This is a genomic window from Paenibacillus sp. EB106-05-06-XG162 (genome assembly GCF_058791655.1).
Map to the genome: position 1 here is coordinate 144,925 of NZ_JBYTDT010000010.1, position 14,715 is coordinate 159,639.

Genomic DNA, 14,715 nt, shown 5'->3' on the forward strand with positions numbered 1-14,715 from the left:
CTTTCATGCTGTTCTTGTGTTCTCGTTGTAGCCTCATCTTACAAGAGAAACCGCGACAACAGCGGATATCAGCATGAAATGACGGAAAATCGGAATGAACTGCATTTAAAGGTGCATGAGCTGCCTGAATTCTTTCACTTTACTGCGACTAACCGGAATTTCCTTGTCACAATCACGCAAACGGAGCAAGTACGTATTGTTGAACCACGGGACAATCTCATGAATTTGCTTCAGATTGACAGTAAAAGACCGATGGCTGCGGTAGAACTGATCCTGGGGCAGCATGGCATGAAACTCCGAGATGCTCATCGGCATCGTGTATTGCCCGCTCTTCGTATAGACTTGTGTTACTTTCTCCTGCGCTTCGGCGTAATAAATCTCCCCTGAATCCGTCACGATGATGTTATCATTCTTGAGCAGATTGATCCGTTTGCTGGGCGTCGCCGCCGGTCGTCGATCGGATGGTTTTTCGTTCCTCGTGTAAGCTGCCTCGAGCTTATGGAGCATCGCCGCAATGCGGCGTTCATCGTAAGGCTTCAGAATGTAATCGAATGCTTCGAGTTCGAATGCCTGCGCAGCATGTTCTTTGTATGCGGTCGTGAAGATAATGAACGGCTTGCGTGCGAATTTGCTAATATTGTTCGCGAGCAGCATCCCATCCAAGGAAGGAATATTAATGTCCAGAAATATCGCATCCACCTCATGCTCCTGTAGATACTTCAAGACATCGAGTCCATCCTCGAACCGTTCCACAATGTCGATCTGGCTATGCTCTGTGATCAGATACTCCAGTTCCTCTCTTGCTAGCACTTCATCTTCTACGATTATCGCTCTCATGATGTCTCCTTTGGTATATCAAAAAAAATATCGGTTCCCTTCTCCAGACGACGAATCTCCAGTCCATGGCCGTAGAGCAGCTGAACCCGTTTATGCACGTTAAAAAGGCCAATATGATGCGCGGCAATACGTTCATTCAGCACATTTTCGATGACCGCTTCATCAATGCCAATCCCTGTATCCATGACCCCGATCCGTATCGCATTTCCGCGATCTTTTACGGATATCTTCACCGTACCTGGCCCCTTCTCCTTCAGAATACCATGAATAATCGCATTCTCAACGAGCGGTTGGATAACAAGACTTGGGATCTGAACAACGACTTCATCAACGTCATATTCCACCGTGAGACGATTGCCGAATCTTGCTTTCTCTATCTCGACGTAATTACGGACCTGTTCCAATTCCTTATGAATGTCAATCTGCTCGTCCGTCAGCTCCAGATTATATCGCATGTAGCCGGATAGATTGACGATTAATTCCCTTGCCCGATCCGGCTTGGTTCGAATAGAGGAGCCAATCGCGTTCAGCGCATTGAACAGAAAATGTGGCTGGATCGTTGTCTGGAGCGCCTTCAGCTCTGCTTTATTGGCCATCTCCTTCATTTCTCCTACGCGCGAAACCTCCATCAAAGTAGAGATAATCTGCGAGAGACCGACCGCCATCGTCTGCAGCGAATAGGTAATTTTAGATGCTTTGCGATAATAGATCTTGAGCGTGCCCGTCACCTCGTCCCGTTCCTTCAGTGGAATGATAAGGAGCGATTGAATGCCCGGCATTGTCTCATGGATGGCATGGTTGCTCATCTTAAATTCGCCGGTTCGAATCACTTCCTTCGTCAGATCGGTAATAATCTCATGATGTATAGAATAGCGGTCTTCGCCGAACCCTACATAGGCGAGTACATTCCGTAAATCCGTTATCGCCACAGCGTCCGCTTGAATATCTTCTCGAATAATACCGCAGATGGTATGCAGCGATTCGGGATTAACCGAGCGGAAATACGGCAGCGTCTTGTTCGCAATATCCAGCGCAAGCTTCGCTTGACGGGCGGCGATATTCTCTTTCTCGGACTCCACGCTCTGAATTAAGAGGATAATAAGCCCCACATTAAGCTGCCCAACGATCATCGGCACAGCGATCTTCGAGACGATATCCATACCCAGCTCGGGCGGATTCGCATAGAGAATAATAAGCAGCATCGTTAATGCTTCACAGAACATCCCTGCGATAATCCCCGCAAGCCAGCGCCAAGACTTGGCCATCCGCAAATGAATATAACTCGCGACGAACCCTGCGATGATACTCGTAATGAGACAAGGGACCGAGGTAACCCCGCCGATATCAATGAGATAACGATGGATACCCGACACGAAACCGACAATAATCCCTACCCAAGGGCCGAATAGAATCCCTCCGGACATAATCACAATAATGCGGACATTGACGAGCGAGCCTTCCACATCAATCCCGGAATAGGTCCCGAAAATCGCAAACAAACAGAAGATCAACGTAATTACGGCGTTCTCTCTCGGGGATTGCGTGTCTTTCTGTAGCACATGTCTGACACTCGAAATTCGGATCATGAAAAATAATATAATAAGCAATAAGGCAGCACGTTCGAATAATTGCAACAGCATCGTCCTTATTCACCTCACTTCCTGCGAAGTCTTGTTGTAGATTCTTGATGCACATCTGTATAGTGTACCACATCAGCCAATTTTCATTTATTGAACCCACTCCGATGAATGACAAAAAAAGCCAACCCGACATCACAGGTTGACCTTCTCTTATTTCATATTGTCCGTGCACGTTCTGCTTGCGTAGCGCAATGCCCGACTAATCAGAACCGGGAGCACCGACGTATGATTCTCCTCCGCGAAAACCCGGAATTGCACCTCGAGTCCTTGTCCCTCCAAGGAAGATAAGCGTACAGCCATCGTCTCCGCAAGTTCGAACATACGGCTCGGATGCCGTTCTTCGAGCTCCCCCATAGCAATCATTAGTCCCGCATCGACTTGCTGCTGATCCAAGCGCTGCATGAACACCGCTTCTTCATCCCGCAGCAGCTGACGACCGAAATGAATGGATGGACTGCCTGCAATATACGTCTGAAATGCTGTCGGCTTCGTGAACAGCGTATGCAATACGAATAACCCGCCAAGCGAGTGTCCGAATAAGCTCTGTCTCGCCCGATCAATCGTCACTTGCTGCTCAATCGACGGCCTCACTTCCTCCTCCAAGAATCGGAGGAATGTATCTGCACCACCGTGTTCGGACCATTCTTCTCTTCCTGGTAATGTCGGCAATTCATCACGCGGTATCGGGAGCGAGTAGTCAACCATCCGTGCCGGGTCGAAGGGCTCCTCCGTCCGGTACCCGATTCCGACGACGACATGCGGCAGAACCCCTGTCTTCTCCGGCCTACGACTCTGCAACCGCACCGCTTCCACCATCGTTCCGAATACGGAATTGCCATCGAGCACATAGATGATTGGATAACCCGTGGAAGGTGGTGGATCATGGGGAACAGCGATCATAATCTGGTATTCTCGATCCCCTTGCTTCGAGCGTATATATTGCTGCCATGTACGCGGCAGCGTCACTTCCTGCCCCAGAATAGGTAAGGTCATTACTGTTGTACGATCTTCAGAATTATGCAGAATGGATACGCCTCCTTCATCCTTCTATTCACGATAAAGCCATGTAAGCGCAGATGGGAATCTTCGAGCAAAAGCCCCTGCCTCATGACTCGCTCCCTCATCCATAATTAGCGCGAGCTGCTCGGAACCCAGTCCGACAGCCTGCAGATGGGCATACACTTGTTGTGTTCGGGTCACCATTTCCCGTTGTACCGTCTGCTTACCTTTACCCTCTCGGCTCCCAACATCCATATAAATCCTCTGATTCCCACATCGCTCCACCGTTTGCGAGACGATGAATTCCACGAACCCCTCGTACCAATATGATCCGGAAATCGAGCCGATTCTTCCGAATGTTTCAGGGTGTCGATTGGCCCCGTACATCGAGATCAATCCGCCGAGCGACTTACCGAGAAGCCCTGTGACTTCGGCTCTTGCATCCGTGCGAAAGGTTTTATCGATATAAGGCTTACACTGCTCCACGATGAAGCAGAGGTACTTATCGCCTTGACCGCCGAAGTCTGAAACGGATCGTTGGTCGGATAACCGAGATGCAGTCCAAGGCGTATAGTCATCCATTCGCGCATGAGACGCTATACCCACGAAGATCATCTCGGGAAGCGTACCCTTCGCGAACAGCGCTTCGATCTCAGGCAGCGTATGATGAATAGCCGGATCGAACAGATCCCCTCGATCATGCATGTACACAACAGGATAGATCCTTGTCGCCATCAGGTCATAGCTGGGCGGTAAATAAATGAGCAGCTCACGCTGCTCCAATCGATGTACACTGATCTGTCCATTCATGGCTTCGCCTCCTATTTCCGTGCTCGACGAAGTAGATAGATGAAGTAAGGCACACCAATAATCGAGATGACAATGCCGACCGGCAGCTCCACCGGCTGAAATACCGTCTTCGAGATGAAATCGGAGGCGACAACGAGCAGCATACCCATCACGCCGCTAATCGGCAGCACATAACGATGGCGTATGCCGACCAGCCTTCTCGTAATGTGCGGCGCAATCAGTCCGACGAAGCTAATGTTGCCGGATACCGATACACAAGCGCTGACCACCCCGATACAGCAGAGCAATAGGATGCTTTTCTCTTTCTCTGTAGCAACCCCAAGACTCTTCACGCTGTTCTCCTCGAGCTGGAACAGGTCGAGCAGATGAGCCTTCCACATCATAATCGGAAGAAGAATAATCAGCCATGGCAGCATGGCGGCAATATAGGTCCAATTGGCATCCCAGATGCTCCCTGTTAACCAGACGGTCGCCATCTCAAAGTCATTCGGCTTCATCTTCAGTGATAAATACAGCGAAACTGCACCAAAACCAGATCCGATCGCAATCCCGACCAGAATGAGCCGCTGGGAATCCAGCTTCCCGCGATTCCAAGCGAACAGGTAGATAAGGACGGCTGCCCCTAGTCCGCCTGCAAGGCCGAATAACGGCTTCGCCATGATCGCGAACCACCCCGTGCCTTGAATACTGCCTTGGAAGAAGAACATAAAGACAACAATAGCTGCCCCCGCGCCCGCATTGATCCCCAGAATCCCGGGATCTGCCAGTCCGTTACGCATTAATCCTTGCACCACCGCACCGACAACCCCGAGTCCGAAGCCGACCAGCATCGCGATCACGATTCGTGGCAATCGGAATTCGAAGATGACCAGATCATGCGATGGATCCGGGTTAATCCGCAACAGCGTCTTCACCACTTCCGCAAGCGTCATGTCGAATGCACCGTTGGTCAGGCTGACATATACGGCAGCCAACGTCAGAAGATATCCGATCAACAGTACGAATCCGAATCGCGTCGTTCCGGAATGATTATGCATGCTTGCCGCCCCCTCGTTTACGTATTAAATAGAGGAAGAACGGTACGCCGATCAGTGAAGTAACGACGCCGATCGGCGTCTCGAACGGATAATTCAAGAACCGGCTGAGCACATCGGATAGACCAAGGAATATCGCTCCAAGGACGCCTGCGATCGGAACAATCCGTCGATAATCGATGCCGACAAGGAATCGCGTAATATGTGGGACGATGAGCCCTACGAACGCAATCTTCCCTGCAAGCGCGACCGAAATGCCGGTCAGCATGACGACGGCTAGCGTCGCAATCACTTTGACCAGCACCGTGCGCTGGCCAAGCCCCTTCGAGATATCTTCACCGAGCGATAACACCGTCACCGATTTCGAGATCGCCACCGCTAGAATCAAGCCGACAATACCGAATGGGATCGCGACCTTCACGAGCTCCGGCGTCATGAGATGCATCCGGGCATTATACCAGAAGCTCACATCCTGCGAGATCTGAAAATAGGAGGCAAGCCCCGCCGATACACCGCTCAGGAACGTCCCGGTTATCAACCCAATCACGGCCATATTCACAGGCGACATGCCGCCAGGCACCAGTGTTGCGAGGCTGAAGACAACCGCCACTCCGATCAATGAGCCGATCATCGAGAAGAGGATCATCTCCATCGCCGAGTTGCTCTCCGGCATGAACACCATGCAGATCGTAATGGCAAAGGCCGAACCGTCCGAGACCCCCATGATCGATGGTGAAGCAAGATAATTCCGTGTCATCCCTTGCATCAATGCCCCGGACACAGCCAAGAACGCTCCGATCAGGAGCGCTCCGATGGCTCTTGGCAATCGTGAGTGGATCACGATCTGATGATCGACGTTCTCGGGGTCAAAATGAAAGAGTGCATCCCACACCGTGCTCATGGGCAAGTTCTTCGCGCCAAATAGAATCGATGCGATCACAATGCCGACCATGATGAGGGGGGAGCCCCATAGGAGCAGGCTCCCTATTCCTTTAACTCGTCGCATACATACCACTCACTTCATTGTCATTAGTTCAGCTTCTCAGCCAGCGCCTTCAAGAAGTTGATCTTGCTCCATGCTGTTCCACCTTGTGCATCCGGGTCGATGAGGTTAACAAAGACCTGGTTGTCCTTCACAGCTTTCAAGTTCTTCCAGATTGGGTTGCCCTCGATATCCTTCATCACTGTAGGCGTTGCCTTGTTCTCAGATTCAGAATATTGAAGGATGATATAATCCGGGTTCATCTCACTCAATTTCTCAAGGGAGAGCGTCTCTTGCCCTTTCGCTGCTTTCACTTCCTCCGGTGCTGTAAATCCAAGATCCGTATACAGCAATGGGTTGAAGAATACTTTGTCGGAGTAGAGCATCAGGCTGCCTGCGCGAACGCGAACAGCAATGACTTTTTTATCTTTGAGGGTAGCTTGGATTTTACCCTTCGTCACTTCCAGCTCATCTTGGTATTGCTTCAGAATTTGCTCCGCTTGATCCTGCTTGCCAGTCAAATCAGCCAGCAGGCGAAGGTTCGCGTCCCAGTTCTCCGACAAGTGGGATACCGGGAAGGTTGGTGCGATTTTGTTCAGTTTCTCGCCCACTTCCGGCTTGAACTTCGTGGAACTCAGAATGACGTCCGGCTTCATCATAAGAATGCTCTCGAAGTTCAGTTGAATTTTCTCGCCTGTCGATTCGCTCTTGCTCGTAATCGGCTTGAACATCTCCGCGAATTTCCCGCCCGACGTCATCGCCCCAACCGGTTCAACATTCAACACCAATGCATCTTCCATGGACTCCACGGTGCCGGTGATAGCAATCCGCTCGACTTTGGCAGGTACAGTGTACTCTTGGCCTAAATATTGAATAGCGCGCGTTGCGCCGTCTGTCTTATTCTCTGCCGGCTCCGCAGCCGTTGATGTCGTCGTTGTCTCTGCCTTTGGCGTTGCTGTATCTGCCTTTGAACCGCATGCAGCAAGGGCTGCTGCGAGAATCGCAATCATACTGATCATTAATAACTTCTTCATGTTCTTTCTCCATCTCCCTATTCCATTTCATCTAGAAATCGTTTCATCCTGATTGATAACGATTCTCATTCTTAATTATAAGGACAGGGTTAACCATGGACAATGGACATTATCCGGCAATTCTCATGGACGATTTCCTGATAGCAGCTGTAACGTCTCCTGCACGACTCGCTCCATCGCATCCGCGGTATAATGTCGCCAAGGGTCAGAATTCAGCCGATATAGATGGTGCAGCCGGACGGCCTTCATTTCTTGCCAACTCGGTGCATGCTGCACTGCCTCCCAATGCTGCAGCGTCTCTTCTTCTTGCTGAACAAGCACAAGCAAATAATCCACATCGAGCTTGACCAAAGCCTCCATTGACAATCGTTCCTCATAGATCGCCTCACGGTACACCACTGCAGGCTTCATCTGCAAATCGCCATAGAAGATCTCAGCCATTGTTCGATTGCTGTAGGCATAAATCGCATTTCTCGTAATGCGAATGATAAGACAGGTTCCCCCTTGTACCACAGCATGCAGCTTCTCTCTCGCACGGTTCACCCGTTGCTCATATTTGCCCAGCCATGTCTCAGCTTCTTCTGTCTCTCCTAACAGCTCCGCCGTAAGCTTCAGCTGCTCTCGCCAAGATAGGCCTTGTACGGGAATATAGTAGACCGGCGCAATCTGCTCCAGCTGTTCCTTCTCCTCGCTTGATGCCTCTGCTGGACATAGAATGAGCTCTGGGCTATGCTCCGTCAGCTCCTGAATCTTCGAGGAAGAGGCATCATGCTGCCGATACGCACGGAGATGCACCGGGATATCCGCATGGTAGGTTCGATAATAATAGGCCGTCCACTTGGGATGCAGCGGGGCCGCGTAAGGAATGATTCTAAGCGGCAGCAAGAGCCCGATCATGTTCAGACTATAGGCAGCGATTCTTCTGCGCTTGCGCTTCATATAGACGGTTGGTGCTACGCCAATCTCCTTCTTGAACTTGCGGCTGAAATAGAACTCATCCTGATAGCCAACCTGATGCGCGATATCGCGCAGTTTCAGATTAGGCCTCGCCATCAGCAGCTTGGCGCGGTTCATGCGCAGCTCCGTCAAATAATCCATAGGACTCGTCCCATAATGTTTCTTGAATACATCGCCAAAATATTTCGGACTTAAATCCATCATGCGAGCAAGCTGCTCGATGGTCATACCTTGATCCAGGTGCCGCTCCATATGCAACCTCACTTGTTCCAAGGTGGAGCTGGAGGGCTGCTGCTTGAGTCGGTAGAATTGCATAACATGATAGATGAATTGCTCGAATGTATATTGGCTTCGGAATCGCTCCAATCGATCATGGCTCTCGCGATAGTGCAGCACAGACTCGCACAGCGGAACGAAGGTATCTGTTGGCAGGACTGCAACCTCGCCGCGGCAAGGCAATAGTTCACCCTGCACAGGATGCAGGCACCTCTTGAATCCGCCCCGCTCTTGATAGATATCGATACGGAATAGATATAGCTCGACAAAGGACGCTGGATTCGATTCCACACTGAATGTATTATCTGCAGGGCAGAAATAAACCGCATGCGGCTGCATCCGGTGCGACGTCTCATCAATCGTCACGCTGCCCTGTCCCTGACGGACATAGATCAGCACATGCGACTGCGTCAATTGCGGGTGAATATTCAGCGCTTCCCCTTGCAGACAGGCTGCGTCACGAAGACGGAACATGAGGCCTTCCATCATGTTGTCATCATTCAAGTTCATTGTTCCAGATTGTTGCTCTCCTCGGGTCATTGAATCACTTCCTTTGTCAGTTAAAAAAAGCTATCAACCCCGCACATGGGGGCGATAGCTTCATTCGTTTATCGCTATGCTATGGATGACACGCCGCTCTTCGAGGATGCCACATCGTACGTGGCATGCGATCGGCTAACCATATATTCGGGCTGCGGCTTCCCTCTGGATTGACGATGTCCTTCAATATGCGCTTCGCTCGTCTCCCATTTCTTCCATGCTTCTTCCGATTCCCAGCGAATCAGCACGATTACTTCTTCATCGCTGCCGCGACGCGTACGCTTCACGAGCACGCTCAAATCGATGAACCCCTCCGATTTCTCGATAATCCCTTCACCGGTAAAGCGCTGAACGATTTGATCCGAGAATCCTTCCTTCACGACAATCGTCTTCGTCTCAATGAACATTTCGGTACCCTCCCATGGTCTTCTATGAACGTGTATGTATACTCACATTCTATTGATAATGATTATCAATGTCAAATAAAAATGAACGGCAAAGAAATTACGATCTTGGAACAAAACAAAACGGGTACCCATCCTCTGGTCAGAGGATCGAATACCCGCTTGCTTATGAACTTGATTTCAGAAGAAATCGATTATTTTTTGTTTGCTTTCCAAGCATCCAGCTGTGTTTGCATTTCTGCTTGAACTTTATCAAGTCCCGCAGCTTTGAATTTCTCGATCGCTTTTGGCACATAGACTTTCGGATCTACAGATCCTGTGAACAGGGAAGGATAGAATTCTTCCTTTACGTTCTGAAGTGCTGCGATCTCTGTCTTCACTTTGTCTGGGTTGAAGGAGAATCCAAGCAATGGTGCATTTTTAGCCGAGTTGTTGAATTCAGCGAATTTCTCCCATTTGTCTTTTGGATCCGTTGACAGCTTATCAAGAATGAAGAAGTTACCAAGCGTGAATGTAGGCATGTCATAACGCTCTTGTTTCGCTGGCAAATATTCAACGGTCTGGTCATCAATACGTTTGTAGTGCTCGCCTTCGATCCCGTTGTTCACAAGGTTACGAAGGTACTTATCTGTATTAAGCAAGTTCAAGAATTGCATCGCTTTCTCAGGATATTTCGACGACGCGGAAATCGCATGCATCGAACCTAGAACGGACCAGTTATAGACATAAGCTTCTGTGTAAGGCACCGATACAACCGGATAACCAAACGATTGGCTCCATAGGTTGTCCGCGAACGGTTGTGTATCCGGCATATCAACGAACCATTTGCCCGTCTTCATCTCATCGCCATTCGCTGCCGAAGCAACGTCTTGTTTTAAGTAACCTTTTTGGTAGTACTCGTGCATCGTTGTGAAATCTCTCATCGTCTCTGGTTGCTCCAGAATGTTCACGATTTTGAGGTCGCCGGCATCATTAAGCGATACGCCTAGCGGCAAGTTCTCATTGACTAGATCGTAGTACAGACCGAACTTGAAGTTCTTGTCCCCGGAAAGTGGATACAATCCTTTCTCTCCTGCTTTCACCTTAGCAAGCAACGGCTCAAGGTCTTGAAGCGTCTTCACACTATTAATGTCTAGCTTGTATTTGTCAACAAACTGCTTGTTGAAGCGGAATACCTTCTGCGCCGGCAGCTCTTTGTTCACCGGAATCGCGAAAGTCTGACCGTCGATTTTGGCACCTGCAAGGAAAGACGGATGAATCGCCTTCTTCATGTCTTGTCCATATTTCTCAATGAGCTCGTCCATTGGATAGAACAAGCCTTTCTTCGCGTTGGTCACATAATCGAATGCCCAGGAAGAAGTGAATGCAATATCGTAAGGTTCGCCTGTCGCTGCGATAACGCCCATCTTCTGGTTATAATCACCGAAATCGAACATTTTCATTTTGATCGTGACGCCGATTTTCTCTTTGGTATATTCGCTCACTTTCTCCATGACTTTATTCAAGTCCTTCTGTGGCGCACCAATCGTGTACCAGAGAAGCTCTACCGGCTGTTCTGCCGCACCCTTGTCAGCGCTTTCAACTTGGTCCTTATTCTTACTTCCACACCCAGCCAAGACGATAGATGTCAGCATCAACAGACAAAATGTCGTGAGCAGCATTTTCTTTGCTTTGGTCATGTTGTTTCAATCCCCTTCTGTATGAAATTCAAGCGGTTACTGGTAAATCTTGATTGCTATTTAAGAGTAAACAAAATAATACGCTTACAAAAGTCGACAAACTATAGATTTTGTGTACAAACTAAAGAAAGGTGTCTGGAACATCCATCCAATCGGATTTTCATTCCGTCAACCTTCCCTATTTCCCTTTATAAATCCAAGGCTATTCCTTTATTCTTCCGATAGGCCGTTGGCGACATGTGCATGCGCGTCTGGAATACCCGCACGAAGGTAGAGTACGATTTAAAGCCAGCTTCATAAGCAATGTCTGTGATCTTCAAATTCGTACTGATCAATAAATTGCATGCGTGTGCGATTCGAATCTGCTCAAGAACCGCATAATAATTCTCGCCGGCCAATTGTTTGAATGAAGCGCTAATATAAGAGACACTATAGTTAAACTTCTTCGCGAGCGTCTCAAGCGTAATATCTTCCTTGAAATGATGGTACACATAAGAGATAATCTCTCGCATCCCTCGCATGGACTGGACCTCTCGATGTTGGGAAGGACTTGGTTCGAGATGACGCTGTCGATAACGGTCGAAGAGAACGAACACCTGAATGAGCTTCGCTACGAACATGACGCGGCTCCAAGGATGCCCTTCTTGTATTTCCACATGCATCTGTTCGAGCAGCGTCAAAATCTCGGCTGCTGTCTCGTCATCGAGCCGGTAGGTGGTATTCGGATCAGACTCTGCTCCTTGCAGTAAGCGGTGCAGATCAAAGAACGTGTCCCCGCCGAAGAATGCTTTAAGTCCAATCGCCCCGACGTAGAGATATAGCTCTTCACCCGGCTCAATTTTGATCTCATGCACTTGGTGCGGGAATAGGAAGGTGAGCGTACCGGGAACTAACTCCTTACTAACGCCATTAATTAATTCCGTGCCTCGTCCTTTAAAAGCATAGGTATATTCAATAAAATGGTGAACATGTGCAGGGATATGCGTCTCAAGATGATGAATTTTCAGTGTAAAAGGAAACTCGCCATGAACCTCGTCATCGCCTTGCAAATAATACGGAAACATCATTTTTTGCCTCTTTCTAGCATTCACAGCCATCATGACATTACATCCTGATCTATTTTATCATGAAAAGTGATAGATATTCTAAAATATTGATAGGCGAGCCGGACACCTATTTCACTACAATGAAGGTAACGTGACCTGAAGACAGATCCGTTAAAGAGGTTGTTCAAAAAGGAGTGTAGACATGAACAAAATTCAATACGTGAATCCCCTGCAAGGGACCGATTCCATTTATCCATATTCGAATGGCAATACACTGCCGTTAACTTCATTGCCCTTCGCGATGAACGCTTGGGCGCTGCAAACCTCCGAAGCCGGCGGCGGCTGGTGGTTCAGTCCGAACCATAACCGTATGGAAGGCTTCCGTCTGACGCATCAACCAAGCCCATGGATTGGCGACTACGGCCATATGACTTTCATCCCACAGACAGGTGCGCTGAAGACCTCTGCCCATGACCGCTCATCCTCCTTCCGCAAGAAAGACTTGGTCGTGCGTCCAGACTACTTGAAGGTTCATCTACTTCGCTACCAGACGACGATGGAACTCGCGCCAACAGCACGCTGTGCGAGCATTCGTCTGACCTATAAACGCCGGGATGAGGCCCGCTTCATTCTAGCGCCATTCCCAGGCGAGACAACCATGCAGATTGACACGGTGAACAACACCTTAAGAGGCTACACAACAGCCAAAGCGGGCGGCACGCCGGAGAACTACCGGATGTATTTCGCAATTCGATTCAATTGCTCCATCGTTGGGGAGCTCAGCGGGTTATTCGATGCGAAGCATAACACGAACTCAGATCTTAACGGAACGGGCGAGCGTCTCGGTGCTTACGTCGGCTTAGAATTACCGGCAGACGGTATGGTCGAAGCGAGCTTCAGTACATCTTTCATTAGTCAAGAACAAGCCTTCACGAATCTCGATCGCGAGATCGGTCAGCAGTCCTTCGATGACATCCTTCAGGCTGCAACGGCCATTTGGGAGAAGCAGCTTGGCGTCATCGAGGTTGAGAGCGACGACCAAGAGAAGCTGAAGACATTCTATACTAGCCTTTACCGTACCTCCCTCTTCCCGCACGCGATTCATGAATATACCGCAGATGGTGAGCAGGTTCACTTCAGTCCATACAATGGCAAGATCGAGAAAGGTCCGCTCTATGCCGATATCGGCTTCTGGGATACCTACCGGACATCCTTCCCGCTCTACAACTTGCTCTATCCATCCTTCGTGAATGAAATGATGCAAGGTTGGGTCAATGCTTACAAGGAGACCGGCTGGATGCCGAAATGGGCATCGCCTGGCGAACGCAGTATGATGCCGGGTACCCTTATCGATGTATCCTTTGCTGATGCGATTGTCAAAGGGAACACAGGATTCGATGTCGAAACGGCCTACGAAGGACTACACAAACATGCGACGACCGTATCACCGGACAAACGTTACGGACGGAAAGGCATGGGCGAGTATTTGAAATTCGAATACATGCCTGCCGATATTCACACACATGAGAGCGTATGTAACACGCTCGACTATGTATATGGCGACTTCTGTATAGCACAGATTGCGAAGCATTTGGGCCGCGATGAGGAATACACGCAGCTCATGAAACGTGCGGAGCAATATAAACACCTGTACGATCCTGCTGTTGGCTTCATGCGCGGCAAACTGCAGGATGGAAGCTGGCTTGAGCCATTCGATCCGACCGTTTGGGGTGGACCGTATACAGAGGGCGGCGCTTACCAGAGCAGCTGGGCGGTTCAGCACGACCTGCTCGGACTTGCAGATTGCATGGGAGGACGCGAGGCAGCGAAGGAGCGCCTAGATGCGCTATTCGCAGCAGAACCTGAATTCAAAGTCGGATCATACGGCTTCGAAATTCACGAAATGTCAGAGATGGCCAATGTCGATTTTGGGCAGTTCGCGATCAGCAACCAACCGAGCTTCCACTTCCCATACATCTACACGGCACTAGGTTATCCAGCATTAACACAGCACTGGGTTCGTCGGACCATGGATGATTTATTCAGCTCCCGCCCTGACGGCTTGCCAGGCGATGAAGATAACGGCAGCCTATGCGCGTGGTACGTATTCGGTGCGATGGGCTTCTATCCACTCAGCCCTGGGGTACCTGAATATGTGCTTGGAACGCCTTATTTCAAGAAGATGACGGTCCATCTGGAGAACGGCAAACAAATCGTGATTGAAGCTGCGGATAACACGGTTGAGCATAAATATGTATCGGGTGTCCAGTTGAACGGAGAAGCCGTATCGAGGCTCTATCTAACCCATGAAGAGCTTGCCAATGGAGGCGTACTGGCCTTCGAGATGAGCACTCAAGCACCTGCTGAGGTAAGCGATCTGGAGAAGCTTCCTTATGCGATGGCGAAAAATAAATAACATCAGCGTCCATCTATAGGATGATCACACAGAATAAGCCCTACGTTCCATCCATCATGGA

At 49.5% G+C, this 14,715-nt stretch carries 12 protein-coding genes; 1 reads left to right on the forward strand and 11 read right to left on the reverse strand.

The window, feature by feature from the left end; all coding sequences use genetic code 11:
• Positions 1-105 precede the first annotated feature (105 nt).
• The 11 genes from AC3WU2_RS20340 to AC3WU2_RS20390 all read right to left on the reverse strand — a co-directional run bounded on the left by AC3WU2_RS20340 (position 106) and on the right by AC3WU2_RS20390 (position 12,259).
• Positions 106-837 carry a LytR/AlgR family response regulator transcription factor gene (locus AC3WU2_RS20340; RefSeq protein WP_379351265.1) on the reverse strand — a complete coding sequence of 244 codons (732 nt, stop codon included), beginning with the start codon at positions 835-837 and terminating at the stop codon, positions 106-108.
• Positions 834-2,477 (reverse strand): LytS/YhcK type 5TM receptor domain-containing protein, encoded by a 1,644-nt coding sequence (locus AC3WU2_RS20345; RefSeq protein ID WP_492456886.1) that lies wholly within the window; start codon positions 2,475-2,477, stop codon positions 834-836. Before AC3WU2_RS20345 ends, AC3WU2_RS20340 begins: the two co-directional genes overlap by 4 nt.
• A 150-nt stretch (positions 2,478-2,627) precedes the next feature.
• Positions 2,628-3,470 (reverse strand): alpha/beta hydrolase, encoded by an 843-nt coding sequence (locus tag AC3WU2_RS20350; protein ID WP_492456887.1) that lies wholly within the window; start codon positions 3,468-3,470, stop codon positions 2,628-2,630.
• A gap of 54 nt (positions 3,471-3,524) precedes the next feature.
• Positions 3,525-4,286, reverse strand: a complete 762-nt coding sequence (locus tag AC3WU2_RS20355; protein ID WP_492456888.1) for an alpha/beta hydrolase — start codon at positions 4,284-4,286, stop codon at positions 3,525-3,527.
• Positions 4,287-4,297: 11 nt separating this feature from the next.
• Positions 4,298-5,323 (reverse strand): FecCD family ABC transporter permease, encoded by a 1,026-nt coding sequence (locus AC3WU2_RS20360; protein ID WP_492456889.1) that lies wholly within the window; start codon positions 5,321-5,323, stop codon positions 4,298-4,300.
• Positions 5,316-6,326, reverse strand: a complete 1,011-nt coding sequence (locus AC3WU2_RS20365; protein ID WP_026263957.1) for a FecCD family ABC transporter permease — start codon at positions 6,324-6,326, stop codon at positions 5,316-5,318. The genes AC3WU2_RS20360 and AC3WU2_RS20365 overlap by 8 nt, the downstream gene beginning before the upstream one ends.
• Positions 6,327-6,349: 23 nt before the next feature.
• Positions 6,350-7,336: an ABC transporter substrate-binding protein gene (locus AC3WU2_RS20370; protein ID WP_492456890.1), complete on the reverse strand. Its 987-nt coding sequence runs from the start codon at positions 7,334-7,336 to the stop codon at positions 6,350-6,352.
• A 123-nt stretch (positions 7,337-7,459) separates the two neighbouring features.
• Entirely contained in the window at positions 7,460-9,109 is a 1,650-nt protein-coding gene (locus AC3WU2_RS20375) for a helix-turn-helix domain-containing protein (protein ID WP_492456891.1), read from the reverse strand.
• A 74-nt stretch (positions 9,110-9,183) separates the two neighbouring features.
• Positions 9,184-9,516, reverse strand: a complete 333-nt coding sequence (locus AC3WU2_RS20380) for an antibiotic biosynthesis monooxygenase family protein (RefSeq protein ID WP_492456892.1) — start codon at positions 9,514-9,516, stop codon at positions 9,184-9,186.
• A 191-nt stretch (positions 9,517-9,707) separates the two neighbouring features.
• Positions 9,708-11,192: an ABC transporter substrate-binding protein gene (locus AC3WU2_RS20385; RefSeq protein ID WP_018757396.1), complete on the reverse strand. Its 1,485-nt coding sequence runs from the start codon at positions 11,190-11,192 to the stop codon at positions 9,708-9,710.
• Positions 11,193-11,380: 188 nt separating this feature from the next.
• Positions 11,381-12,259, reverse strand: coding sequence for an AraC family transcriptional regulator (locus AC3WU2_RS20390; RefSeq protein ID WP_492456893.1), 879 nt, complete (start codon positions 12,257-12,259; stop codon positions 11,381-11,383).
• 181 nt (positions 12,260-12,440) lie between these two features.
• Here AC3WU2_RS20390 and AC3WU2_RS20395 point away from each other — a divergent pair, with 181 nt between their 5' ends.
• Complete coding sequence (locus tag AC3WU2_RS20395) at positions 12,441-14,654, forward strand: GH92 family glycosyl hydrolase (protein WP_492456894.1); 2,214 nt, start codon at positions 12,441-12,443, stop codon at positions 14,652-14,654.
• Positions 14,655-14,715 lie beyond the last annotated feature (61 nt).